Raw genomic sequence first — 26255 nt, 5'->3', positions numbered from 1 at the left:
TGAGTTGTGTTCTATATTTGTAAACAAAAATATATGAAACTGTCATTATCCGCTCTTTTAATATTAAGCTCCACCTTATTCTTCTCACAGAAAAATTTACCTGTGATAAAGTCTGATACAGAAAAGGTAACAATTATTGAAAGCAATGAAATAAAAACAAGCTGGTTCCTGAATTCTAAAGTAAAACCGGATACTTATACTACAGGAAAAAATGTAAAATTTAAAACTGTAAAATTAAAAACCGACATAGACTCTATTGAAGTTAAACTTAAACCTACCGAAAAATTTGATTTTATAGTACTGTATAAAGGTAAAGACTCTTGCCTTACCAGATTTGAAAGTCCCGAGATCAGAAATTTTTCTAAAATGAAACCTGCCAGAAAAGATACGATTCCTTTTATTCTTACAGAACAGAATAATATAAAAATTAAGGGTAAGCTTAATAAAAAATATGATGTTGACCTGATGTTTGATACAGGAGCTTCCGGTTTTTATCTCATAAAGGATGCAATAAAAAGATATCTGAACCCTAACGGACTGCAATTAACAATGAAAGATATCAGTGATAATGACTTTAAAATAGGAAATCTGGAATGGCAACATGAGCAGGTCTATCCTATTGAAACAACCGGACATGGATGCGAAGGAATGTTTGGCTGGGATACTTTTGACGGTAAGGTTGTAGAGATTGATTATGATAAGAACATGATCATTGTTCATTCTCAACGTCCTGAAATAAGCAAAGATTATGAAAAGTTTGAAATGGAGCTTATGAAGGAACATTTCTGTATCAATGCCGAAATGGAAGTCAATAATAAAAAATTCAAGAGCAGATTCTTATTTGATTCCGGTTTTCAAAAAACACTGATGCTGGATAATGCTTTGATAAAGAAAAGCGGTTATCCTAAAGCTGAATTACCTGTAATTGCAAAAACTGTGATGTACAATTCCAATAAAGACGAAATCCCTGTGGAAACGGTGCTTAATGAAAAACTGATTTTTGGAAAGTATGTTTTGAAAAATGTACCTGCCCAAATCAATTCTTACAGTCAGCCAGCCGGTTTTAGCACTCATTTTTTAGGTGGTGAAGTTCTGAAGCGTTTCAATACGATCATTGACTTCCAGGAAAATGTGGTGTATCTGAAGCCAAATCACTTATTCAATGAAGCATATAATATTCCTAAGAATGAAAAATCTTAAAACGTATAATGACTGAATGCATTAAAAATAGAAAACGGACAAAGAAATTTGCCCGTTTTTTATTGATCAAAGATCAAGCTGTCTTTGAAACTCTTCGATATATTTCGCTAAATGAAGTCCGTCTGCCAATCCGTGATGTGCTTCTATGGAAACAGGCATGAATTTTCTTCCGTTTCTGACACTGAATTTTCCAAATGAAATCTTTGGGATACATTCTTTCGGGTCAAAGTTTGTCGGATGTAATAATGCACTGAAAGAATTCCAGGGAATTGTTGTATGTCTGATATGATTAATCGGCAAAACATCATTGCTGATCCCTAAACCTGTTGAATTGTGAACGGATTGTATCTGTTCCTGCAAATTGGCATTAAAAGTTTCAAAATCCGGAGAATAATGGAAAAATGAAAACCCGAATGTTCCGTCCGATCTTCCAATTGTTCCGCCTACATGGACTTCATCAAATAAAATGACTTTTCCATCAACAATTCTCAATTTTAATTCATCTACGGTATTAATCGCCACCATCGATTTATAAAGATAAACAGCATAAAAAGAATGTCCTTTTTCTTTGGCTTCATCATAGGCTTTTGTACAGTCAACCTCTGTTGTAAATCCGAAAAACGGACTTTTCATCCCTGAGAAAAATTCAAAATGTTCTTTTCTGTTCCAACTTTCAAAATCTATTACCTTCATTGATTTATTTTCTTGCAAATCTCCGTAAGTTTTACGAATTTTAAAAATTATGGAAAAAAGAAATAATGCATACTATCTTGAGCTTAAAGAATTATCATTAAAAGATGGATCGGAAGGAAACAAAACATTAGAATTCAATTTCGAAAATCATGACGATCTGTTTCACATTTTTGAAGTCATAAAGTCGAAGAAATTATTTGAAGACGAAAATACATCCAATGAATTTGCTTTAGGTTTAAAGCTTTTTACAGAGGTGATGCTCAAAAGCAAAAAGCATCCTTTATTTGAAGAATTCAGACCTGCCATGGTGGAATTTATGAAGAAACTGAAGAGTATTTAATGTAATTTTATAGCTTAAATCTTAAATCTTAAATCTTAAATCTTAAATAAGAACGGAATATGGATACTGAGAAAATAGGCTTTATAGGATTGGGAAATATGGGACATCCGATGGCAAAAAATCTGGAAAAGGCAGGTTTTCCGCTTTATGTTTTTAACCGGACCATAGAAAAAACGGAAGATTTTAATGAAAAATCTATCGTTTACAATACTGTTTCCGATGTTGTGAAGAACAGTGATATTATTTTCACGATGCTTACCAATGATGAGGCAGTAAAAGCTGTTTATGAAGAAATTTTAACCCAGAATGTTACAGGAAAACTTTTTGTGGATATGAGTACCATTTCTCCGGAAGCAACAAGCGGAATATCCAGCGCTGTAAAAATAAAAGAAGCAGGATTTATTGATGCTCCTGTTGCCGGAAGTACAAAACCTGCCGCTGAAGGAACATTAATAATTATGGTGGGTGGTGAAGAAAAAGATCTTCAACGTGCCAAACCTTATCTTGAGAAATTAGGAAAAACAATCAAGCATTTGGGAGAGAACGGAAAAGGAATTGCTGCAAAACTTTCCGTTAACTATTTTATTTCTACCATTTATCAGGGATTGGCAGAAACAGTCCTGTTTTCAGATAAAATGGGGATTGAAAGAAAAGATATGCTCGAAATCATCAATGAAAGTGCAAGTGGAAGCGGTGCTACAAAGGTAAAGACTCCTTTGCTGATTGAGGATAATTATCCTGCTGCTTTTGCGTTGGATTTAATGCTGAAAGATATTTTACTGGCAAAAAATGCAGGTGCGGATTTTCCTCTCTCTAAAACATTGATTGAAACCTATCAGGCTGCACACGACGCTGGTTTGGGAAAAGATGATGTGATAGGGATTATCCAGTTTTTAAGTAAAAAGAGCCAAGTAAAAAGTTAAAAGTATTTTAATCACCAAGTCAGTTTAGAAGTGAAAAATAAAAATACTATGGTTGAGATGATGACTAAGAGTTTACTAACTAAATCAAAGGGTTGTTTTTATGCAACTCTTTTTTTTCTTACTTAAAATATTTGTTCCTTTGTAAAAAAGACTAACTGGTATTTTATGAAAAAATCGGAAGCTACACGCCTTAATATTCTCCGGAAAGCATTTGAACTGATCTATGTCAATGGTTACCAAACAACCAGTGTGGATGATATTATTGCTACAACGCAGGTAACGAAAGGAGCTTTCTATTATCACTTCAAAACAAAGGATGAAATGGGACTGGCTATCATCAACGAGCTTATGATTCCCAGCTTCAAAAATACTTTTATTGAACCCTTTCAAAATGTTGTAAATCCATTGGATGCGATTTATAATTTAATGTACAGTTTATTAATTGAGAATGAAAATTTAAAGGTTGAATATGGCTGTCCTGCTTCCAATTTTACACAGGAAATGGCTCCTTGGAATATCGAATTTACAAAAGCACTAAATCTTCTTTCTCAGCAATGGGAAAGCACTATGATTGAATCTATTGAAAAGGGAAAAGAAAACGGTATTGTAAAAGCTAATGTGAATGCAAAAGAAGTGGCCGTTTTTGTCTTATCAGGATATTGGGGAGTAAGAAATCTGGGAAAACTGGAAAATTCAAAAGGAGTTTATCTTGTTTATTTAAAAGGACTTAAGTCTTATTTTGAAACTTTGAAATAATTTTTTCATTAAAAACATACCAATTAGTATGTTTTTGTTATACCTTTGTTCTGTTCATAAAAATTGATGATGTATCAGACACTCACCTTTCTACATTCCACTTTCAGATGGCTGCTTCTACTGAGCTTATTGTATGCGGTTTTCAGGGCTTACAAAGGATATTTTTCTCAACAAGTGTTTTCAAAGACCGATAATGGAGTAAGACATTGGACCGCAACTATTGCTCATATTCAACTGGTCCTGGGAATCATATTATATTCTCAAAGTCCGATCATTAAATACTTTTGGAAAAATTTTGACGAAGCAAAAGAATCTTTTGATCTTTTATTTTTTGGATTGATTCATATTTTCCTGATGCTTCTTTCCATTATTTTAATTACCGTAGGATCTGCAATTTCGAAAAGAAAAGAAGCTGATAAAGAGAAGTTTAAAACGATGCTGATTTACTTTCTTATTGCCTTATTCATCATTTTTATAGCCATTCCGTGGCCGTTCTCTCCTTTTGCTAACAGACCTTATTTCAGATAATTATGATTGATTTATTGAAAACCAAAATCGGACGTTTAAGAATTATTGCGATTCTTGAAGGAATTTCATTATTAACCTTAGTATTTATAGCGGTTCCCATGAAGTATGGATTTGATAATCCTGCCTTTGTGAAAATGATGGGACCTATTCACGGTTCTCTGTTTCTATTGTTTTTATTCAATACTTTAAGTGTTGGAGTTGAACAAAACTGGAAGTTTAAAGAAACGACCTGGAAAGTGCTTTTAGCGTGCATAATTCCGTTCGGAACATTTTATATTGACAGAAAAATATTAAGCAGATTATGAAAAATACGTTGATTTTCTGTGGAATCGCTTTACTGATCTATATTGTGTATCGCGTATACAAATACCAGACGCTGGATGATGGTTTGGATCGATTAATTAAAAAAGGAGCCATTATTCTGGATGTAAGAACTGAAAAAGAATATGAAACCGGTCATATTGAAGGATCAAAAAATATTTCTTTAGGAACGATCAGAGAAAGATATACTGAACTTGATCCCAATAAAACGTATATCACAGTTTGTTCACATGGTTTGAGAAGTGTAAAAGTGGAAACTATTTTAAAGGAAAAAGGCTTTAAACACGTGTATAACGGCGGAGCATGGAGTGATCTTCAGAAAAGTTTTAATTTAAAAGTTTCAGAAAATAAATAAGCCGTGAGAACATTCTGCACGGCTTATTTTAATAAAAAATCTAACTAAGTATTTTTTATAGTAAATTGCTAATGCAAGTCAAGAATAGATTTAAAGCAAGTTTAAATTAACAAGCGAAGCGAATTGATAATTCACAATCGATTACTTAAGATATTTCTGTTTTAAAACGGCAATTTCTCTCGGTCCCATCCCCATTTCAACCTGGAAGAAATTTTCTACGCTTCCGTATTTCTTATTGATGGCTGTAAAAAAGTTTCTGATTAGTTCCGGTCTTAACTCCATCTGCTGCTTGATTTCTGCTTCCGTCAGTCCCGACATTTTTGAAAGCCCCGAATACATTCCTCTCATCGTTGGATTTTTTGCCAGATAATAATTTGAAGCTACATAATCACTTTCAATAATGTCTTGAGGAACTCCTAAAATATATAAGAATAAAGCTGATGCCATTCCGGTTCTGTCACGACCTCCCGTACAATGGAAAAGCAGGGCTTCATCCGGTTTTAAAGTCAATAGCTGCACAAATAAAGCTCTGTATCTTTCTCCAAAATAAGGGAGTCCTCCTTCTCCATACATATCAAACAGGAAATTCTTGTCTTTTAAAAACTTTGCCATATCCTGTGCTGTAGGAAGATTATTGCTTCCCGCGGGGCAAATAAGATAATTGGTATTCTGAGGAAGCCTGTCCGGAGCTTTTTTAGCCTCTTCTATTCCTCTGAAATCTATTACGGTTACGATCTTTTTATCTTTAAAAGTTTTCAGATCTTTATCCGATAATTTATCGATAGCATCACTTCTGAATACTCTTCCCAATGTTACTTCTTTTCCGTCCGAGGTTTTATATCCTCCTGTATCTCTGAAATTGTATGCTCCTTCCATCTTTACGACTCTGCGAAGACTGTCTTTAATTTGTGCATTTGATGCTGTTCCTAAAGCTGTAATAGCCATTGTCACGATTAATTTTCTCATATGATTTTAAAATATTTGCCAACGAATTCCCAATTGTCCTCTGCTTCCGTACCATTCATTGGAAGTGATTCTCTTTTTATTATCCCCCATATAAAGCCTTAAGCTTTCATTACTTAGATTATTTAACTCAATAAATAATTTAACTTTTTTGCTGATGTCATAGCTTGCTGAAAAATCTACGGTGAAGTTTTTATCCGACCAGATATAATATTGAGGGCCAAGATCTTTATTTATTGTTTCTAAAGACTTTCCTCTGAAGTTTCCGGCAAGACGGATCATGACTTTATTGCCCTCATAATAAAGAATTGTATTAAATAAATTTTTTGACTGATTCGGAAGCGATGTGCGGTCTGTCGTAATCAATGCTCCGTTGGTGTCATTCCTTGAAACATCTACTTTAGAATCGATATAGGTATAGTTAAACTCTAGCCCGAAACCATTCCAAAAGCCGGGTAAAAAATCAAAACGTTTATTGATTCCCATTTCAAAACCAAGGAGATTGGAATCTTTAAGATTTTTAGCCTGGGTTACCATATAATCTGTTCCGCTAATATTTATAATGGAGGTGTCCTGAAAAACGATGTCTGAGATCTTTTTATAAAAGACACCTCCTGAAAGAATACCAATATTGTCAAAATAATACTCCCCCATCAAATCAAAATTGTGACTGAAAGTAGGCTTCAGATCCGGGTTTCCTCTGGTGATTTTATTTGGGCTTGTTGTATTGTCAATACTCGACCCCGGAGACATATCTCCGAAATTCGGTCTGATGAATGATCTTGTATAGGCAAACCTGATGTTTGATTTGGGCGAAATAGTATACCGTAAATGAAGCATCGGAAGAAAAGCATTATAATTACTCTCTACAGTTGACGGACTGATTACTGTGGAAGTCGCATTTTCTTTAGTCGCTTTTGAGCCGTATAAAGTAAGCCTTGTTGTTTCATTTCTAAAGCCTCCGACAATCTTAAATTTATCGCTGGCTTTAATTTCTGCCATGGCGTAAGCAGTAAAAACGTTTTCTTCTCCGTTGTAAACACTTGTAGCATTGGCATCTGCGCTTGAAAGGTCCCTGAAACCATATTGTTGTAAGAATGCAGGAGAATACATCTGGAAAAGCTGATCCTTAGTTGGTGCATTCATAATGTATGAGCTGTAATTTCCGTTCATTCCGTTCAGAAAGGCGGTTCCTTTTGGCGGTTCATCTGTTGATAACTGAGATAATGCCAATAGCGCCGGAGAATTTGGGACTCCCAATGCCGCATTGGGTATATAAACAGCATTGTAACCATAGGTACTGTTTCTATCCTTTTCACGGTATTTTGCTCCAATTTTTAATGTGATATTTGAATTCATATCATATTTTAAGTTCAGTCTTGCTATTTTGTCTCTCTCATTGTTATCAAGTTTCGCAATAACCAGCTGGGAAAGCAATAATTTATCTGCATTCATCACTTCATTCGGATTGGCAGTATCTGAACTATAATCCAAATATTCTCCACCAACTCCATTCGGTGAATCAAAGCTCCAATAGCGTTTTCCGTCATTCGAAAGATTAGCAAAACCTCCGGTAATTTTTTGTCTGAAAGTAGCAATTGGAAGCCCTTTTATATCGTTTGTCGGAGGCGTATCAAGGAAATATTTAGCCTGATAATCACTTAACATCCAATCTAAGTTTAGTTTTTTAGAAACTGAGTGCTCGCCTCCTAATTCCATTCCGTATAATTCGGTTTGATAATGAGAATATCTGAAATTATACTGATAACGGCTGTTGTTATAGTCTACATAAGATTCATAAACCGGACGGATATCGTCAAATTTATTAAACATTCCGCGGAAATAGATTTTATTATTCGCATTCAATTTATACTCTAAACCTCCATTTAAGCCGATTGTTCTTCTTGTTCCCATATATCGTTTCATCATAATGGTACTGATAGAATTTTTTTGAACAATGTTGGAAGAGGCTGTATTATAAGTCACATCAAATGAATCGGCTCCCCATTGTCTGTCCCAGATAGCCCCTGAAAGGATAACTCCCAGTTTATTTTTGAAAAAACGGTCACCATAAACAATAGATCCGTTATAAGTGGCATTCTGTGAAAAAGTATTGTAGCCTCCTGCACCACTTACGCTAAGAGTTTTCTTTGTCGGTGCTGTTCTTGTAATAAAGTTAATGCTTCCGCCAATAGCATCGCCATCCATGTCAGGAGTCACTGCTTTTGAAACCTGTACAAACTGAATCAGTTCAGAAGGAATAACATCCAAAACAAAAGATCTGTTTCCTAAAACATTCGCGCTGGGAAGCCTGTTTCCGTTGAATAGTGCTGAAGTCCATGCAAAAGGAGTTCCTCTTACTGTAGCCTGATCTGCTTCACCGTGATATCTTGCAACCGCAACTCCCTGAACTCTTTGTACGGCTTCAGCTGCATTTCTGTCCGGAAGCTTTCCGATGGCATCGGCTGCAATGACTTCCATGATCGCGTTATTGTTTTTCTTGATCTCGTATGCTTTCGCCTGAGTTAAAGCATTCGGTCTTGAAATAACCACCTGCTGAATATCGCTTACCTTTTCTTTATTCTTTTTCTCTTCAGGAGCAATCGTAATGTAGCCAATATCGTTTGTTCCTTCTTTTATGATAATAGGAAAAATTTTTGTTTCATATCCGATATATTCAACTTTCAGATTTATTTCTCCTAATCTTGGAGAAAGAAGGTTAAAATCTCCGTCTAATGATGAAATTGCTTTTGCATCTGCATCTACAATTGAAATATTGGCCCCCGGAAGTGCTCCGTTTGTTTTTCCTACTATGGTTCCTTTGATTGACTGTGCATGAATGGTTCCCAAAGAAGCCATCAGGAAAAATGCAGATATCTGAATGATTCTTGACTTTTGTTTTGAAAAACCAATTGAATTGTTCATAGATTTTTTTGTTGCAAATTTGGGATGTCAATCACTTGTTTTCGTCCGAGGGAAAAAATCAGTTCCTGTAAAGTGTCACTCGTTGGAATTGTACTTTTATATATTTGATTTACAGTATTTTAAATTTGTTTAACTGTTTGTTATTTATTTATGAACTCAATATTAAATTGTAAATAGGATTTTTAATAGATAAATAACAGACTTACGAATGATGAAATAAAGATTTTGTATTTATTTTGTGAAAACCTAAGGAAGAATGCAATATATAGTTATTATTGGGGCTTTTCAGGCAGTTGTGGCGCTTTGGCTTTTACAGTTCAAAGAGAGAAAATCAGTATCGAATTATCTGTTTATTTTTCTGCTTTCAGCGATTGCTGTTCATTTGACGATTAAGTTTGTCATCTTTAATTTTATTCTTGATGAAAGTATCAGACAGCAGATGAATACGTTCATTGGGGTTTGTTACGGTCCTTTGATTTATCTATATACTCTGAGTAAAACAAAAAGGGAGTTTTCCGTTGCCTGTAAGTGGTTTATTTTCATTCCGCTCTTTGTACTCATGATCGCTTATTTTACCATTTCCTGTGTATTTGTTATTCTCAACCATGTAGATCAAAGGCTTCTTGATGTATACAATAATTTCAGTCTGTATTTAATATTTGCAATTAATCTGTATTATCCTTTAAAAAGTATTTTAATGGTCAGAAAAACTAAGATTGAAAAGGCTGAATATGATGTAATTACCAGAATTTCCTATTGTATTCTTTTTATGGAATTCGGAGTCATACTTTCCAAAACAATGCTTTATATCTATCCTGAAGAAGCTCAGATAATCAATCTGTCAATACGGGCTACCGCATATTTTTTGTTATTGGTGATCTGTCTTTTAATTGTAAGAAAGAGTTTAAAGACCGAGCATGTTGCTATTCAGCAAACTGATTCAAATGAGGCAGAACAACTATTTGTCAATCATAGCTTTAGTAATAATGATATAATATTAAATACGGTTGATTATGAAATAAAATTCAGTGAGCTTTGGCAAAAGATGGATCAGTCGGTAAGGCAAAAACAATTGTACAGGGATTGTGATCTGAATCTCGATCAATTGGCACTGAAAACCGAAATTAACAAATACCAGATCAGCGAAATGCTGAACGCTTATAAGCATAAACCATTCTACCGCTATATCAACGAGTATCGTATTGAATATTTCAAAAATATTGTTGATAAGGCTATTGAGAAAGGTGAAAATATTAATTTTTTATCCTTTGCTTATGAAGCCGGCTTTAAATCTAAATCGTCCTTTAACCGATATTTTAAAGAAATAATTGGAAAAACACCGTCAGAATATTACAAAAGCCTTGTGAGTGAAAACAAGCAACATTCTGGTTTTGAAATCAGTGCATAAAAAAATCATTCTCTAAAAGAAAATGATTTTATATTTCGAATAAAGCATCATGCTTTATTTGTTCGTTACAAAATTCTTTTTTGCCAGTTCTTTTCTTACACGGCTCAAACTTTCAGGAGTAATGCCTAGATAAGAAGCAATCATCCACTGCGGAACTCTTAACAGTAAATCCGGGTACATTTTAATAAAGCTCAGATATCTTTCTTCTGCGGTCTCCCCCAGTAAAGAATTGATTCTGTTTTGAAGGCTTCTTACATGTTTTTGAAGCAAAATATCATTCTTCGGAGCAATATTAGGGAATTGTTCTACCAGTTTTTTGAAGAAATCAGGCTGTAATAAAAGCACTTCGGAATCTTCCACCGCTTCAATATAATAGACTGATTTTTCATTGAAATAAAGACTGCTTCTGTCCGAAATCAGCCAACTTTCCGGTGCAAACTGTATGATGTGCTCTTTTCCATTTTTATCGATAGAATACATCTTAAGCAGGCCTTTTTCTACAAAGAAGTTATATCTGCAGACTTCTCCGTATCGCAAAAGGAAATCGTTTTTAGCTACTTTTTTTACTTCATAATGAAGGCTGCATGCGCTTACATTTTCTACGGGAACTTCGAGAATGTTTGCTAAATAAGTATTAATATTTTTCATTATGATAACTGATTTATAGATATATTTTGATGCGAAGCGTTGTTAATTACTTTTCCGTTCTCTACGACAAGTAATTGTGGACTTTCATGTCTTACTCCAAGATCTTCTGCAATCTTATTGGAAAGAGGTCTGTAGGCCAGTAAATCTAAAAAATAAAGTTCTGCTATATCATCTGTATTTTCAAGACTTTCTATCTCTTTTTCAAAATTCCTCAACACTGTTTTGCTGATAAAACAACTTGTTGAATGTTTAAATATGGCAACTTTATAGGCATAAGAATTGTCAATGGCAATTTTCAGATCATCCTCGGATTCTATTGGTTTCCAAAATGATTTTTGCTCTTTCGCTTCCTCTTTTCCTCCGAATATTTTATCAAAAAAACTCATACATTAAATTGTTTAAGATGATGGTCGAGGTGTTTATATTCCAAAAAACCCCAATCCTTTTCCTTCATGGCTCCAAAAAGAATATGTTCTTTGGGTAAACTCTGTTTTTCAAAGGAATCCCAGTAAAAATCCAATGTTTTTAAAAGATTGTTTCGGGCTTCCTCAAAACTACATTCAAAATTAACGATTAGTTTTTGAAAAGTAGGCATATTGTGAGGAATTCCGTTATTAAAAATGTGCATTTCTTTTTTTGTGATAATTCCTATCGCTCTGAAAATATAATTAATCTTTTGAAGTTCAATTTTCTGAAGAGGAATTTGCAATACCAAATCGCAGTGATACAGCATTTGAGCAGCATTCATCTTACCCCATTTTTTTTCGGAATCAGCTGACAGATTGCTGATTCTTGACTTAATTTCATCAAAAAAAACTTTGTTATGAAGCGTTTTTTTTACCAACCTTTTTCGATCTTCAGATTTTCGATATGAGCAAAATGGTGATTACAATGCCATGCGTATAAAGCAGTACAGTTTTTTAGAGTATAATTGATATTTTGTTCCGGATGATGAAATGTTCTGTTAAATTGTTCTTCGGACAAACTTTTTAATAAAACAGACCATCTTTGGTGAGTTCCTTTAATCATTCTTAGAGCCGGTTTTATAGTCATCGTTACACTGTCTGCCAATTCAGCCCATTTTGCTTCTTCATAAGGTTTTATGGTAGGATTATCTTCTGTTAATGCCAATTTAAATCTTGTAAAGCTGTTGATATGGCTGTCTGCAATATGATTAATAAGCTGTCGGACTGTCCATCCTCCTTCTCTGTAAGGAGTATCTAATTGCTCATCTGACCAGTTTTCTACCAGTTTTTTTAATCTTTTAGGGAAATCGCTGATAACATCTATAGCATCGGATAATTCTTCTCGGCTAATGTTTTCAGGCTGAAGAAACTCTCCTATTGGAAATTTTTTTAAATTTAAATCATTCATAAATACTCTGTTGATTAAAAAAAATGTCTCTTAAATACGATAATTTAGGACAATTTAGTTTCTGTAAATTTATCAAAAATCCAAGAACTTCACCTATGAAAAAAGCTTCAATTCTATAAAAACTGAAGCTTTTTTTATTTAATCTGAAAGACTAATAACCATGTAGATTAATGTCCTCTGTTCTTTGCAAGGTCACTTTTTTCCCCATTTTTTTCTGGATCACACGAAAATGCTGTAATTCTTCATCAGTAAGAATGCTAATTGCTGTTCCTTTTTCATTGGCACGTCCTGTTCTACCGATACGGTGAACGTAGTCTAAAGGTGAACGTGGCAGTTCATAATTGATAACATAAGGTAAAGAATCAATATGGATTCCACGGCCGATTAAATCTGTAGCAACCAGAATCTGAGCTCCTTTTCCTTTAAATTCTTCTAGATTATTTCTACGGGCACCCTGAGATTTCTGACTGTGAATGGCCACCGCTTTTATTTTATTCTTTTTCAGCTTTTCTACCAGGTTATCTGCAGACCTTGTAGAGGAAACAAAAATTAAAGCTTTTTCAACGTTTCTTTCTTTAATTAAATACCGTAAAAAAGGACCTTTATTTTCCGGAGCAACATGATAAGCCAACTGCTCGATATTATCCAATTCAACTTCCTGCTTTTTGATTTCAATAATCGTAGGGTTGATGGACAATCGCTCCTTCATTTCAGAAATCTTATCATTTAATGTTGCGGAAAACAACGTTACTTGCTTTGCTACAGGCATCATGGCAAAAAGCTTATTCATTTCTTCACCAAAACCTAATTGAAACATCTTATCAGCTTCGTCAATCACTAAATGCTGGATTCTGGAAATACTCAATGCATTGTGCTCAATAAGATCCAGTAAACGACCTGGTGTGGCAATAAGAACTTCTACTCCAAATGTACCCTTCATTTGCGGATTGATGGAAACACCTCCATAAACAGCCATGGTACGGACTTCACGTTTTAAGTTTTCTGTAAAAGCTCTGAAAACTTCATCAATCTGAATCGCTAATTCTCTTGTAGGAACCAAAATTAAAACCTGAACATTTCTGTCTTTTTTAACTTCGGTATTTTGTAGTTTTTCTAAGATCGGCATCACAAAACAAGCCGTTTTTCCGGAACCTGTCTGTGCAATTCCCATCAGATCTTTACCTTGCAAAATAACCGGAACGGCTTGCTCCTGAATAGGGAACGGCTTTAAATATCCTAATTTTTTAACAGAACGGATAATATTGGATGATAATCCCAGAGATTCAAATGACATAAAAATTGATTTCGTACAAAGATACGCTATTGAAGTGGGATCTTAATTGATTGTCTTCGTAGCTAAATGCCGATTTGGCCGAAAATTCAGATTTGGACAAATTTTTGAAGATTAGTTTTTGTAAATTTATCAAAAATTCGAGAATTCTAAATATGAAAAAAGCATTAATAATAGTCGATGTACAGAATGATTTTTGTGAAGGTGGTGCGTTGGCTGTTCCGGGAGCAAATGAAATAATTCCTTATATCAATCTTCTGATGGAAGAAAATGAGTACGATCAGATTGTACTGACACAGGACTGGCATCCTGCCAATCACAAAAGTTTTGCCAGCAATAATGGCAGAAAAGTGGGTGAAAGTATTATTCTCAATGGTATTCCTCAGTTTATGTGGCCGGATCATTGTGTACAGGGCACTTTTGGAGCGGAATTCCATAAAGATTTAAACAGAGATAAAGTAACTCATATCGTTCAGAAAGGTAAAAATACTGAAATTGACAGCTACAGCGGTTTTCAGGATAATAATCACTTCATGAAAACTGGTTTGGATGACTTTCTGAAATACCATGAAATTCAATTATTGGAAATTGTAGGATTAGCGATGGATTATTGTGTGAAGTTTACCTGTTTGGATGCTGTAGCTAACGGATATGTTACCTGCTTACATTTTAACGGAACTAAGGCCGTTAATGTAAAACCTGAAAACGGAAGAGATGCTATTTATGAAATGATCCAAAAAGGTGTGACTGTTTTGGGATAATTATAATAATACCCAATGTCATTCAGAACGGAGCAATAATGTAGTGAAGATCTTAATTATAGATTCTTCCTTCGTCAGAATGACAAAAAAAAGACGTTGAATATTTTTTCAACGTCTTTTTGTATTTTTAAACTTAAAATTTTAAAGCATTTTAAGATTATTTACTTCCTGTTCTGTAAGGATTCTCCAGTGTCCTCTTTTGATATTTTTCTTCGTTAATCCGGCAAACATTACTCTGTCAAGAGCTTCCACTTCATATCCTAATCGTTGGAAAATTCTTCTGATCACACGATTCCAACCTATGTGGATTTCAATACCCACTTCATTTTTAGGCTTCCCTTCAATGAAAGAGATCTGATCTACAACCGCTACTCCTTCATCCAGACGAATTCCTTCTGCAATTAACTTCATATCTTCATGGGTGAGTTTCTTGTCTAACGTTACATGATAGATTTTTTTAGCATCAAATGAAGGGTGAGTTAATTTCTTCGTCATGTGTCCGTCATTTGTCAACAAAATAACACCTGTAGTTGATCTGTCCAATCTTCCCACAGGAAAAACACGATATGGAGAAGCATTGGCTACTAAATCCATTACTGTTTTTCTGGCTTTGTCATCTTTTGTAGTAGAAATGTATCCTTTCGGTTTGTTTAAAAGAACATAAACCGGTTTTTCCGGAGTAATATTTTGTCCGTCAAAAACTACTTTATCTGTTTTCTGAACCTGATAGCCCATTTCAGTAACCACTTTTCCGTTTACTTCTACTAAACCTTGAGTAATCAGTTCATCAGCTTCTCTTCTGCTGCAGATTCCTGAATTTGCAATGTATTTGTTCAGACGAATAGTGTCTTTGTGGATATCTTTTTCAATTTTGTTCAGTCTTCTTTTTTGTACGAAAGATTTTGCACCATCCTGGTTTCTGTCATCACCACTTCCCGGTCTTCTGCCATATTTTAGGCTGCCTCTTTCATACTTATCTCTCGTATCAAAGGTATTAGGTCTGCTTCCGCCTCTTTTTGGAGCTGATTTTCCGAACGATTTTTTCCCTTCACTCGAATTGGTAATAAAATCTTTTTGTTCAGTTTTTCCAAATTTCTTATCCATTCTATCTTGGTAACTTGTGCCACCACTCCTTTTGGAATCAGAATTTCTTTCTCCTGCTTTTGGAAAAGGTTTCTTAGAAGGTCTTGATCCTGAAGAGTTTCCAGATCTAGAAGCACGAGAATCATCAGAATTTTTTCTTGTTGAAATTCTTGGTCTTTTTGGTCTTTCTGAATTATTATTATCTCTGCTCATTCTAAATATTTGTGCAAAGATAGTTAATTTAGTTACGAGTTAAAAATTAAGAATCATAACTTTGCAATATAGATTTATAATTAACCCTACAGAAAATCTGAAAATGATAACAATATTAAATGATAATTTTTCTCAATTAAACGAATTCTTACACGAAAAATCGTTTAGTAAAATTTTTATTCTGGTCGATGAAAATACCCATGAATATTGTCTTCCTGTTCTTTTAGGAAATATGGAGACAGACTTAGGGTTTGAAATTCTTGAGATAGAAGCAGGTGAAGAAATGAAAAATATCCAGACGGCCAATCAGCTGTGGGAAATTCTGACAGAAATGCAGGCCGACAGAAAAGCATTGGTTATCAATTTAGGAGGTGGTGTAATTACGGATATGGGAGGTTTTGTAGCTTCTACCTATAAAAGAGGAATTCAGTTTATCAATATTCCTACAACACTTTTGTCAATGTGTGATGCATCTATAGGAGGAAAAACCGGTATAGATCTAATGCATTTTAAAAATATGGTAGGAACCTTCACTTTCCCTGAACAGATTTTTATCTATCCTAAATTTCTAGAAACCCTTCCTTTCAAAGAATTAAGAAGCGGATTTGCCGAAATGCTGAAACACGGATTGATTGCAGACCAAGCGCATTGGGAAAACCTTGTTCATATCAATAAGCTGGATACAGAAAGTGTGACTCCTTATATTGAGACTTCAATGAATATTAAGCAGAATGTTGTTGATCAGGATTTTCATGAAAAAAATATTCGAAAGACCTTAAATTTTGGACATACGATCGGACACGCGATTGAAAGTTTATGTCTTAGCCAAGGAAATCCTATTCTTCATGGGGAAGCCGTTGCAGCCGGAATGATCTGTGAAGCACATCTCTCCTATCTCGAAGGGTTGTTATCAGGAGAAGATGCTAAAGTCATTATTGAAAGCATTCAGAAATATTATCCGTACTTAGATATCAGTGATTTTAAAGATGAAGATATTTTTGCCCTCTTATTAAATGATAAGAAAAATGTAGACAGTAAAATTAATTTCTCTTTACTTTCCGGAATTGGAACCTGTATTTTTGATCATCAATCCAGCCAGAAAAATATAATAGAATCCTTGAATTTTTATAGAAATTTGAACAATGCTTAGATATTTTCTTTAGATTTTTAAGGCATTTTTAATGAAAAATATAATTTAGAAATGTTCTAAAGATTGTTGTGGTATTGAATTTATTTTTCTGAATATCAGTTTGATATACATTTTAACCGTCAAGCAATTTGATGGTTTTCTTATTGGATTTTTTCAGTTTTCATTTTTGGCAAGCAATTTGAAAGATACTCTGCGTCTGATGAAAAACTCAGACGGTAGTAAAATTTAAAATTAGAATAGTAGTATTAAAAAATTAAAATTATGAAAAAGTTAATTTTAGGATTAGCAGTAACGGCAAGTTCATTGGCGTTTGCACAGCAGACCTCATCTTCATCTGGTTCATCTAGCCCGGTTCAATTTGGTATTAAAGCGGGAATGAACGTTGCTTCATTATCTAAAGATCAGGGATTGGATGATCAGAAATCTAAAATTGGTTTTAACGCAGGTGTTTTTGCTAATATTCCGGTTGCTAGTTCATTCAGCATTCAGCCAGAGGTTTTGTATAGTGATTTAGGGGCTAAAGTAACTACAAAAGATGTTATTTTAGGAAATACTTATACCACTGAATCTTCAAGAAACTTAGGATACATTACAGTACCTTTAATGTTCCAGTATAAGTTTGTTCCTAACTTCTATTTAGAAGCAGGTCCTGAGTTTGGTTTCTTAGTAAGCGCGAAGGATAAATTCAAAAGTTCTACCAACGGAAACTCTAACGGTTCTCAAACAGCAGAATTGAATAAGGATGATTTCAACACATTCAATTTTGGAATAGGTATCGGAGCAGGATATTATTTTACGGACAATATTGGTCTTACTGCGAGATATGTTGCCGGAGCGACAGATATCTATAAGAATAACAATGGAGATGCTGTAAGAAACAATGTGTTCCAAGTGGGATTAGCATTTAAATTCTAATTCAAGTAATCTAAAACAAATTTTAATTCAATAAAAAATGTCAGGCTTAATTTAAGTCTGACATTTTTCATATGATGATCTACCTGAAAACAATATTGATTTTATTTTAGAATAGGAAATGTCACATTTATTATTAATAATAAATTAAATTAATAAAATTTGGCAGGATATTTGTATAATGAAGTTGGAAAATGATATAAATCATTAATTAAAAAAATAATAATTATGAAAAAAACAATTTTGGGAATTGCCATCGCAATCAGCTCTTTAACGTTTGCTCAAGAAAAAGCAAAATCTTCAGCTTCACCGGTATCATTTGGTGTAAAAGCAGGTCTTAATATTTCAACTATTTCTGGGGGAGACTCTAAAGCTAAAGCAGGGTTTTATGGAGGTGCATTTGCGAATATTCCTGTTGCATCAAGTTTTAGTGTTCAGCCAGAAGTTTTATACAACGGAGTAGGTGCAAAAGCAGATGGAATGGAAGATTTAAAAGTAAATTTAAGCTACATTTCCGTTCCTGTAATGTTTCAGTATAATGCTCTTCCGAACTTGTATTTAGAGGCAGGACCGCAATTCAGTTTTTTAATAGACTCTAAATTCAAATATCAGTCTGTATCAGTAAAAGGTAACGATTATGTCAAAGGTTTTGATTTCGGAATCGGTATTGGTGCAGGATACTATATTACTGATAATTTTGGGGTAACAGCAAGATATGTTGCTGGTGTAACAGATGTTGCTAAAAAGACTGGAGGAGTTCAACCTGAAGGAAAAAACAATGTATTCCAAATAGGTTTAGCATATAAATTCAACTAAACAGTTTTGATTTCAATAGAGAAAGGTCAGGTTTTGTAATGGAAACCTGACCTTTCATTTTTATTTTGAATTATTTTAGTTAAATAATTCTGTCTCTTCTCCTTTTCCTACAGGGTATTCTTCTGTAAAACATCCGAAGCAGTGATTGGAAGAACCTAAAATGCTCTTTAAATTATCTATGCTTAAGAACTCTAAAGAATCTACTCCTAAATAATTTCTAAGCTCTTCGGTAGTCATATTAGCAGAAATCAAATCATCTTTTGACGGGGTGTCAATTCCTAAATAACAAGGTGCAATGATTGGCGGAGAAACACTTCTGAAGTGAATTTCTTTTACACCAGCATCTTTAAGGATTTTAACCAATCTTTTAGAAGTCGTTCCACGAACGATAGAATCATCAATAATAACTACTCTCTTATCTTTGATTTCTGAAATGATCGGATTTAATTTAAGGTTCACTACTCTTTCTCTCATTTCCTGAGTCGGTACGATGAAGCTTCTTCCGATATATCTGTTCTTAATCAGCACCGGGCGGAAAGGAATTCCGGAAGCTTTAGCAAAACCAATGGCAGCAGGAACTCCTGAATCAGGAACTCCAATTACCAAATCAGCTTCCACAGGAGCCTGTTCCCAGATCTTTTCTCCGGATTTTTCTCTGATTTCGTAAACATTAATATTTTCTAGAGCCGAGTCAGGTCTTGCAAAATAAATGTACTCGAAAGAACAGATTCTTTGCTTAGCTTTCTCCTCATCTACCATAATTGAATGAAGTTTTCCAGGCTCATTTTCATTAGTATAAATGATTTCTCCCGGTAAAATATCACGAACATACTGAGCTCCGACAGCATCTAAGGCCACAGATTCTGAGGCAACAACATAAGAATTTTCATTGATGGCTCCTAAAACCAAAGGTCTGATTCCGTTGAAATCTCTGAATGCGAAGAATTTATTTCTTGTCATTCCCACCACAGAATAGGCACCTTCAATTTTCTCCATGGTTGCTTTGATGGCTCCACGAAGTCCTAGGTCAAGATTTTTTTGGATTAATCTTAAAATAACCTCAGAATCCGAAGTTGCTCTGAAAACAACACCTTCAGCTTCCAACTGAGCTTTCAGCTCTTTTGCGTTGGTAAGGTTACCATTATGTGCAATCGAAAGAATAATCTGGTCATATTCGTTTTTCGCGAAAAATGGCTGGAAATTATACTTCTTCTTATCTCCTGCAGTCGTATAACGAGTGTGTCCGATTGCAGAATTTCCCATAAAAGTTTCAGGATCAGGGATCTCTTTATAAACGTCCAAAACCAAACCTTCATCTTTCATATTGGTGATTTTCCCGTCTTTTAAAACTGAGATACCACAAGCTTCCTGGCCTCTGTGCTGTAATGCAAAAAGCCCGAACTGTGAAAGAGAAAACGTATCCAGATCATTGTCAGAATACATTCCGAAGATACCACACTCCTCATTCGGAGCGTCCAGTCTTTCTTCTTCCTGCGTTCTGAAAAGATTTCTTCCGTACGTTTGAGTTTCAAACTGTTTTAAATATTCACTTTTATGAACGTCTAAACTTTTCATTTCTATTTTTTCTAATCTAGATTTTATTTTGATAGATCTTTAACTTGGATGCAAATTTTAATATTATGTTAAATTGAATTGCATCTTATGTAAATCTAAAATCTTATTTGTTAAGAACAGTTTTCAATCTGTTATAGATCTCAACATAAGCTTCTGTAACTTCACCAAGATCTCTTCTGAATCTGTCTTTATCTAACTTCTTCATCGTATCTTTATCCCAAAGTCTGCAAGTATCAGGAGAAATTTCGTCTGCCAAGATAATCTCACCGTCAGAAGTTTTACCCAATTCAATTTTGAAATCAACTAAGATGATATTCATTTTATCGAAAAGATCGATCAGGATCTCGTTGATGTCTGAAGTCAATTCATACATTTCATCAAGCTCTTCATACGTTGCAGCTCCTAAGAACACTGCATGGTGATCGTTGATTAACGGATCTCCCAACTCATCTTTCTTGTAGCAGATATCGAAGATGGTAACCGGAGATTTAATTCCTTCTTCCACTCCTAATCTTTGAGCCATGCTTCCTGCAGAATAATTTCTTACCACCATTTCCAAAGGAATGATAGATACTTTTCTTACCAATTGTTCTCTTTCGTTCAATTGTTTAATGAAATGAGTCTTAATCCCTTTCTCATTTAAATATTCAAAAATCAAAGTTGTGATGGCGTTGTTCATTTCGCCTTTCAAATCAACAGAACCTCTTTTTTGAGCATTGAATGCTGTAGCATCGTCTTTGAAACGTACGATTACTTGATCAGGATTATCGGTAGCAAATACTTGTTTTGCTTTCCCTTCGTACAACATTTCTTTCTTTTCCATTTCTTACTAGATTTATTTTATTATTTAATTAAAATTCCTGTTAAAACAGCCATTCCAAAGCTCAGTAATGTACCAATCAATACATATTCTGTCAGTTTTCTTTGTTTAGCCTGTGCCAGGTCGCTGAATCTGAAAACAGATTTTGCAGCCACCATAAAACCTACGCCTTCCCAGTGATTCACCATGATAAAAGTGAAAACGAGTAAACGTTCTAAAATCCCGATATACTTTCCTGCGCTGGATAAAGATTCGGTTTGTATATTGCCTGCTGTCTCCGGAACGGGTGTCCAGGAAGACAGTAATATTTTAATAAAAATTGAAGCAGGTGTTGTTAAAAACAAGGCTGCCATCAGTATTTTTAAGAAGTCCTGATCTTTTAAAAATTCAAAATTGAATTCATTATAATAAAAAGAAACTCCTGCAATCACTGCAATATGTAGAGCCTGATCGATGAAAAACCAGCTTTTTTTATTTTTAATGGTCTGAAAACTGAGTTTCGCAGCATCAATAATAAAATGTGAAATTCCTACCAAAACAGCTACCCACCAAAGTTCTACATTCCAAAGAAAAATAAAACTTAAAGCAGTGTGAATCAGAACATGAAGGTACAAATATTTACTGTTTAGTTTTTTATTTTCCTTCTCTGCAACCCAAGAATTTGGCTGAAGAATAAAATCTCCAAGTAAATGTGCCAATATGAGTTGAATAAAAATCATCTTACAGTTCTGAAATTTTCTTTCTAAAATATTGATTAGTTTCCACAATAAGCTCGTAGTTGGCACGCTTCAGTCGCTGGCTAACCGAGGACTGTGATATATTAAACCTTTTTGCCAGGTCTTCTTGTGTAATATCTTGGTTCATAATCATTTCGTGAATGATTTCTGAGGTTGCCATGGTCCAGTTGTCAAAATCCTTAGACGACCATTTGAGAAGTATATTTAAATCTTTATTTACAGAATCATTAGAGGTTTTAATGGCAACGGTATGACCATCATTTTTCAGATCATTGAGCAATCTCCCGGAATGTACGTAGGCAGTTCCATTGGATTCGGTAATTTTTTCAGACGAAAAATTTTCTTCACCGATTCCGATGGCTATTCTTACATCTAAATTTTCCTGACTTTTTATAAGTGATTTTATGGCTAAGAAACGCCAGAAAACGTCATCAATATTACATTTGAACTGAAACTCATCTCCTCTGTAGATTTCCCATGTGTGAGGAGCACTTCCCCAATTTTCGAGAAGATTTTTAAGCTTGGTGATCCAAACCTCTGTTTCCGCGTGCTGTGAATTTATAATATCTCCGGTAATGACCGCTATCATTTTGCAAATATAAGCATAATTACTTATAAATAAAAAATATAAGCGGAAACACTTATAGATATTGATTATTAGTGAATCTGCTTATATCAATAATCTGATTTTTTGATTTATAAATGCCTAAAATACTTAAAACAGCACTTTACTTTTCACTTCATCCTCTACCTTTACATCTACATTTACTTTATTAGGAGCAAAGTTCTTCATAAACTCAGAAGGGGTTTTCTCCGTATACTTTTTAAACATTCTGTTAAAATAGGTCACATTATTAAAGCCGCAGCTGTAACTGCATTCTGAAATGCTTTTATCCTGTGCCATCAATAGGCAGGCTTTGTTGATGCGATACCGGTTTACAAATTCTGTAAAGGTGATCTGGGTTGCTTTTTTGAAAAAATTACAGAATGCAGGTAATGTGAGATTGGCCAGCTTTGCTACATCTTCAATATTAATTTCTTTATCATAATTGTGCTCAACGTAAGTGAAAATATTTTCAAGACGCGTTTTGTTTTTTGAAATAATGGTATAAGGCATGATTTCCCTGTTTAAAAGCTCATAGTTTTCACATTTTGAAAGTTCAAACAAGATTTCCAATAACAGTAAGTATCTTTTATAACCTTTCGAACTCAGTATTAATTTCAGTTTGGGAAGCATTGTTTTATGCACTTCATCATGAAAATGAATTCCATATTTAGACAGCTCTAGAAGGTTTTTAATAGACCTCGCCTCTACTTCCTGTTGTGGGAACTGTAAAATTTCTTCTTTGAACTGAAGGACAATTTCTTCATGCGGATCAATGGAGTTTAAACCAAAACCTGAATGCGGAATATTTGAGCCGATTAATACCAAATCGCCATTTGTATAATTGCTTTTGTGATATCCGACATGTCGGGTTCCGCTCCCGGAAATTACACATACAAGCTCAATTTCAGGATGATAATGATATTCCCATTTAAATTCCGAAATGGGAGAATTGTTGTGAATCGTGCGAAAAGAGCTCTTTTCATCGGGAATCACCCTTTCAAAGGTAACTTTCATTTAGTTAATCAAATTTTATCCCCTAAAATAATAATTATATTAATATAGTTCAAATATTGATTTATAATGTTAAATTAATGTGAAGTCAAATGCTTCTATCTTAGCCCACAAGAAATTATATGAATGAAAAATTTCAATATTAAGGCGGTTTTATTTTTAAACTATTTTGTTTTTGCAATTCTCCTGAATTCTGTAGGAACAGTGATTCTGCAGGTTCAGCAAAACTTCGGAATTTCAAAATCCCATGCCAGTGTTTTGGAAGGTTTTAAAGATCTGCCTATTGCGATCTGTTCATTCATATTAGCATCGTTTCTGCCTAAAATAGGAATTAAAAACTCTATGCTGATTGCTTTGCTTTTAGTGAGTTGTATGTGTTTTGTAATGCCTTTCGCCAGTGATTTCTGGTTTTTTAAACTATTATTTACTATTGTCGGAGTTTCGTTCGCTTTAATTAAAATTTCAGTCTTCACTTCTATTGGACTGGTGACAAATACAGATAAGGAACATTCAAGCTTTATGGGTTATCTGGAAGGCTTTTTTATGATCGGCGTATTAATGGGAAATGTTTTATTCAGTTTGTTCATAGATGACCATAATCCAAGATCTACCCATTGGCTGAATGTTTATTGGGTATTAGGTGGAGTTTCAACACTGTCTTTTTTGTTTTTGTTCTTTACGAAACTGAATGAAAAGGAAGCGAAAAGCGAAAAGACGGATTTGCTGGGAGATCTAAGAAACAGTGCGAGCTTGTTTGGATACAGAAAAGTATTGTTCTTTTTATTGTGTGCTTTTCTTTTCGTTTTGGTGGAACAAAGTTTCCAGACTTGGACACCGACATTTTACAAAGAAATTCTAAAAGTTCCGACCTCTATGAGCATTCAGGCGGGAGCTGTTTTGGCAGGAGCTTTTGCATTGGGAAGGTTTTTATCGGGCTTTTTTTCGAAAAAGTTTAGCTGGATCTACGTAGTTTCTTTTTGTGTCGTGGGGTTTGCGATCAGTATTTTATTGGTACTTCCATTGACTCATAATATTAATATCAATGCGGAAACAACTTGGTTAAATGCACCGTTGGTTGTGTATTTATTTCCGTTAATGGGCGGTTTGTTAGCACCAATTTATCCAAGTATCAATTCGGTGATTTTAGCATCTATTCCAAAATATTTGCATAGTGCAATGTCAGGTTTAATTGTAGTTTTCTCCGCAATCGGAGGAACAATCGGGTCAATTATTACCGGCTTTGTGTTTCAGGAATTCAGTGGACAAAAGGCGTTTTATCTATCATTAATTCCTCTTTCATTGTTGATTATTTCGGCAGTTTTTATGAATAAATTAAAAATAAATCCTAAAAAATAAATATGAACAAACAATTATATATCAACGAAATCCAGGCTCTTTTTGATGATGTTCAGCGATCAAAGATCTTCGAAGATCAGAAGATGATGACCGATGCGGTTCCGTTATTTCCAATTGCTGAAATTAATGCAAAATATCAGGAAGAGAAGCAGCTTGAGAATTTTGATCTGAAAAAATTTGTCCTATATAACTTTGATTTTTTAGGAGCAAAAATATCCATTCAGAGAGAAGACCATTTGCCGATTGAAGAGCATATAGAAAAACTCTGGGATGAATTGACCAGAACAGCTTACGAAGAAAAAGGAACATTGCTGAAACTTCCCAAACCTTATGTCGTTCCGGGAGGTCGTTTTAATGAATTTTTCTATTGGGACAGTTATTTTATCATGTTAGGCTTGCAGGTTTCCGGAAGGATTGAAATGATGGAAAATATTATTGAAAACTGTTCTTATTTAATTCAGACTGTCGGATTTGTACCTAATGCGAGCCGGACTCATTTTTTAAGCCGTTCTCAGCCACCCTACTTTTCGTTAATGCTGGATTTGCTTTTTGAAACGACAAAAGATAAAAATATTTATATCAAATATCATGATACTTTAGAAAAAGAATATGCTTTCTGGATGAATGGTGCTGAAAGACTGGAAAACGGGTCAAGTTCAAAAAGGGTATTGAAAACGATTAACGGAGATATTTTAAACAGGTATTATGACGCGGAGAATGAGCCCCGTCCTGAAAGTTATTTAATAGATATTGAGGATGCCGAAAATGCAGGCGAAGAATTTTACAGAAATATAAGAAGCGCCTGTGAATCGGGTTGGGATTTTTCAAGCAGATGGTTTGGAGATGGAGAAAATATACAGACGATTGAGACTTTGAACTTGGCTGAAGTTGATCTGAATTGCCTGTTGTGGCATCTGGAAGCAACATTGGCAAAATCTTCATCACTTCAAAATTTATCAGAAAAGGAAAATGTTTTTAAAGAAAAAGCAGAAAACAAGAAACAGATGATCGACAAATATTTCTGGGATTCAAATTCTGGTATTTACAGAGATTATCATACAAAAAAGCATGCAACAACCTCATCTGAACATATTGCTACTCTTTATCCTTTGTTTCTTGGGTTAGCCAATGAAAAGCAGGCAGAATCTGTCGCAAAAAATATCGAAGAAAAATTTCTGTATCAAGGCGGTTTGGTTACCACAACGAAGAAAACCGGACAGCAATGGGATCTTCCGAATGCATGGGCACCGTATCAATGGCTTGGCTTTAAGTCTATGAAAAACTATGGTTTTGATGACTTGGCGGAAAAGATTAAAAATAACTGGTGCGCCAATGTGGAAAGAGTTTATAAAAACACAGGAAAGCTGATGGAGAAATACAATGCATTAGATATAGAAACTGTTGCAGGAGGTGGAGAATATCCTAATCAGGATGGTTTCGGATGGACGAATGGTGTTTATCTTAAATTGAATCAAAATTAAACTAACTA

At 34.4% G+C, this 26255-nt stretch carries 28 protein-coding genes; 14 read left to right on the top strand and 14 right to left on the bottom strand.

Translation table 11 applies throughout. From position 1 onward, the window contains the following. The first annotated feature begins 33 nt into the window (after positions 1–33). Positions 34–1200: a hypothetical protein gene (locus tag CLV73_RS04510; protein WP_100375671.1), complete on the top strand. Its 1167-nt coding sequence runs from the start codon at positions 34–36 to the stop codon at positions 1198–1200. A 66-nt stretch (positions 1201–1266) separates the two neighbouring features. On the opposite strand, the gene CLV73_RS04505 is transcribed toward CLV73_RS04510, so the two are convergent. Further along, positions 1267–1893 (bottom strand): chloramphenicol acetyltransferase, encoded by a 627-nt coding sequence (locus CLV73_RS04505; RefSeq protein WP_100375670.1) that lies wholly within the window; start codon positions 1891–1893, stop codon positions 1267–1269. A 49-nt stretch (positions 1894–1942) separates the two neighbouring features. Here CLV73_RS04505 and CLV73_RS04500 point away from each other — a divergent pair, with 49 nt between their 5' ends. The 6 genes from CLV73_RS04500 to CLV73_RS04475 all read left to right on the top strand — a co-directional run bounded on the left by CLV73_RS04500 (position 1943) and on the right by CLV73_RS04475 (position 5116). Then, on the top strand, positions 1943–2233 hold the full coding sequence (locus tag CLV73_RS04500) for a DUF3861 domain-containing protein (protein ID WP_100375669.1): 291 nt from the start codon (positions 1943–1945) through the stop codon (positions 2231–2233). Positions 2234–2292: 59 nt separating this feature from the next. Then, positions 2293–3156, top strand: a complete 864-nt coding sequence (locus CLV73_RS04495) for an NAD(P)-dependent oxidoreductase (protein ID WP_100375668.1) — start codon at positions 2293–2295, stop codon at positions 3154–3156. A gap of 165 nt (positions 3157–3321) precedes the next feature. Then, on the top strand, positions 3322–3912 hold the full coding sequence (locus tag CLV73_RS04490) for a TetR/AcrR family transcriptional regulator (RefSeq protein WP_100375667.1): 591 nt from the start codon (positions 3322–3324) through the stop codon (positions 3910–3912). A gap of 66 nt (positions 3913–3978) precedes the next feature. Then, positions 3979–4440 (top strand): hypothetical protein, encoded by a 462-nt coding sequence (locus CLV73_RS04485; protein WP_228424224.1) that lies wholly within the window; start codon positions 3979–3981, stop codon positions 4438–4440. 2 nt (positions 4441–4442) lie between these two features. Then, entirely contained in the window at positions 4443–4745 is a 303-nt protein-coding gene (locus tag CLV73_RS04480) for a DUF3817 domain-containing protein (RefSeq protein ID WP_100375665.1), read from the top strand. Further along, positions 4742–5116 carry a rhodanese-like domain-containing protein gene (locus CLV73_RS04475; RefSeq protein WP_100375664.1) on the top strand — a complete coding sequence of 125 codons (375 nt, stop codon included), beginning with the start codon at positions 4742–4744 and terminating at the stop codon, positions 5114–5116. Before CLV73_RS04480 ends, CLV73_RS04475 begins: the two co-directional genes overlap by 4 nt. A gap of 141 nt (positions 5117–5257) precedes the next feature. On the opposite strand, the gene CLV73_RS04470 is transcribed toward CLV73_RS04475, so the two are convergent. Then, the gene (locus tag CLV73_RS04470) at positions 5258–6082 is read right to left on the bottom strand and encodes a tyrosine-protein phosphatase (protein ID WP_100375663.1); all 825 of its coding nucleotides are present in this window, start codon (positions 6080–6082) and stop codon (positions 5258–5260) included. A 6-nt stretch (positions 6083–6088) separates the two neighbouring features. Continuing rightward, positions 6089–9004: a TonB-dependent receptor gene (locus CLV73_RS04465; RefSeq protein WP_100375662.1), complete on the bottom strand. Its 2916-nt coding sequence runs from the start codon at positions 9002–9004 to the stop codon at positions 6089–6091. A gap of 256 nt (positions 9005–9260) precedes the next feature. On the opposite strand from CLV73_RS04465, the gene CLV73_RS04460 reads away from it, so the two are divergent. Beyond that, positions 9261–10412, top strand: coding sequence for a helix-turn-helix domain-containing protein (locus CLV73_RS04460; protein WP_100375661.1), 1152 nt, complete (start codon positions 9261–9263; stop codon positions 10410–10412). 54 nt (positions 10413–10466) lie between these two features. Here CLV73_RS04460 and CLV73_RS04455 read toward each other — a convergent pair whose 3' ends face one another. The 5 genes from CLV73_RS04455 to CLV73_RS04435 all read right to left on the bottom strand — a co-directional run bounded on the left by CLV73_RS04455 (position 10467) and on the right by CLV73_RS04435 (position 13728). Beyond that, complete coding sequence (locus CLV73_RS04455) at positions 10467–11060, bottom strand: Crp/Fnr family transcriptional regulator (RefSeq protein ID WP_100375660.1); 594 nt, start codon at positions 11058–11060, stop codon at positions 10467–10469. Continuing rightward, the gene (ytxJ, locus tag CLV73_RS04450; RefSeq protein ID WP_100375659.1) at positions 11060–11446 is read right to left on the bottom strand and encodes a bacillithiol system redox-active protein YtxJ; all 387 of its coding nucleotides are present in this window, start codon (positions 11444–11446) and stop codon (positions 11060–11062) included. Before ytxJ ends, CLV73_RS04455 begins: the two co-directional genes overlap by 1 nt. After that, complete coding sequence (locus CLV73_RS04445) at positions 11443–11808, bottom strand: hypothetical protein (protein ID WP_100376986.1); 366 nt, start codon at positions 11806–11808, stop codon at positions 11443–11445. Before CLV73_RS04445 ends, ytxJ begins: the two co-directional genes overlap by 4 nt. 89 nt (positions 11809–11897) lie before the next feature. Continuing rightward, positions 11898–12434, bottom strand: coding sequence for a YfiT family bacillithiol transferase (locus tag CLV73_RS04440; protein WP_100375658.1), 537 nt, complete (start codon positions 12432–12434; stop codon positions 11898–11900). Between the two features lie 151 nt (positions 12435–12585). After that, positions 12586–13728 (bottom strand): DEAD/DEAH box helicase, encoded by a 1143-nt coding sequence (locus CLV73_RS04435; protein ID WP_100375657.1) that lies wholly within the window; start codon positions 13726–13728, stop codon positions 12586–12588. A gap of 152 nt (positions 13729–13880) precedes the next feature. On the opposite strand from CLV73_RS04435, the gene pncA reads away from it, so the two are divergent. Then, on the top strand, positions 13881–14486 hold the full coding sequence (gene pncA / locus CLV73_RS04430; RefSeq protein WP_100375656.1) for a bifunctional nicotinamidase/pyrazinamidase: 606 nt from the start codon (positions 13881–13883) through the stop codon (positions 14484–14486). 141 nt (positions 14487–14627) lie between these two features. Here pncA and CLV73_RS04425 read toward each other — a convergent pair whose 3' ends face one another. Then, on the bottom strand, positions 14628–15590 hold the full coding sequence (locus tag CLV73_RS04425) for a pseudouridine synthase (RefSeq protein ID WP_100376985.1): 963 nt from the start codon (positions 15588–15590) through the stop codon (positions 14628–14630). 295 nt (positions 15591–15885) lie between these two features. Here CLV73_RS04425 and aroB point away from each other — a divergent pair, with 295 nt between their 5' ends. The 3 genes from aroB to CLV73_RS04410 all read left to right on the top strand — a co-directional run bounded on the left by aroB (position 15886) and on the right by CLV73_RS04410 (position 18660). After that, a complete protein-coding gene (aroB, locus tag CLV73_RS04420) occupies positions 15886–16932 on the top strand; it encodes a 3-dehydroquinate synthase (RefSeq protein ID WP_100375655.1) in 1047 nt (348 codons plus the stop codon). A gap of 261 nt (positions 16933–17193) precedes the next feature. Continuing rightward, a complete protein-coding gene (locus tag CLV73_RS04415; RefSeq protein WP_100375654.1) occupies positions 17194–17847 on the top strand; it encodes a porin family protein in 654 nt (217 codons plus the stop codon). A 225-nt stretch (positions 17848–18072) separates the two neighbouring features. Then, a complete protein-coding gene (locus tag CLV73_RS04410; RefSeq protein WP_100375653.1) occupies positions 18073–18660 on the top strand; it encodes a porin family protein in 588 nt (195 codons plus the stop codon). Between the two features lie 75 nt (positions 18661–18735). Here CLV73_RS04410 and purF read toward each other — a convergent pair whose 3' ends face one another. The 5 genes from purF to CLV73_RS04385 all read right to left on the bottom strand — a co-directional run bounded on the left by purF (position 18736) and on the right by CLV73_RS04385 (position 23413). Then, positions 18736–20235, bottom strand: coding sequence for an amidophosphoribosyltransferase (gene purF / locus CLV73_RS04405; protein ID WP_100375652.1), 1500 nt, complete (start codon positions 20233–20235; stop codon positions 18736–18738). A 103-nt stretch (positions 20236–20338) separates the two neighbouring features. Then, complete coding sequence (gene purC, locus CLV73_RS04400; RefSeq protein WP_100375651.1) at positions 20339–21058, bottom strand: phosphoribosylaminoimidazolesuccinocarboxamide synthase; 720 nt, start codon at positions 21056–21058, stop codon at positions 20339–20341. Between the two features lie 20 nt (positions 21059–21078). After that, positions 21079–21774, bottom strand: a complete 696-nt coding sequence (locus CLV73_RS04395; protein WP_100375650.1) for a DUF3307 domain-containing protein — start codon at positions 21772–21774, stop codon at positions 21079–21081. Between the two features lies 1 nt (position 21775). Beyond that, complete coding sequence (locus CLV73_RS04390; RefSeq protein WP_100375649.1) at positions 21776–22381, bottom strand: SatD family protein; 606 nt, start codon at positions 22379–22381, stop codon at positions 21776–21778. Between the two features lie 126 nt (positions 22382–22507). After that, entirely contained in the window at positions 22508–23413 is a 906-nt protein-coding gene (locus tag CLV73_RS04385; protein WP_100375648.1) for an AraC family transcriptional regulator, read from the bottom strand. A gap of 123 nt (positions 23414–23536) precedes the next feature. Between CLV73_RS04385 and CLV73_RS04380 the strand changes: the two genes are divergently transcribed. Together CLV73_RS04380 and CLV73_RS04375 are read left to right on the top strand one after the other, a co-directional pair. Next, complete coding sequence (locus tag CLV73_RS04380) at positions 23537–24766, top strand: MFS transporter (protein ID WP_100375647.1); 1230 nt, start codon at positions 23537–23539, stop codon at positions 24764–24766. A gap of 2 nt (positions 24767–24768) precedes the next feature. Then, positions 24769–26247: a trehalase family glycosidase gene (locus tag CLV73_RS04375; RefSeq protein WP_100375646.1), complete on the top strand. Its 1479-nt coding sequence runs from the start codon at positions 24769–24771 to the stop codon at positions 26245–26247. The last annotated feature ends 8 nt before the right edge of the window (positions 26248–26255 follow it).

It is taken from the genome of Chryseobacterium geocarposphaerae, assembly GCF_002797535.1.
Lineage (GTDB): Bacteria > Bacteroidota > Bacteroidia > Flavobacteriales > Weeksellaceae > Chryseobacterium > Chryseobacterium geocarposphaerae.
The sequence above is the reverse complement of the archived record's forward strand: the minus strand, read 5'-3'. Positions and strand labels throughout refer to the sequence as shown.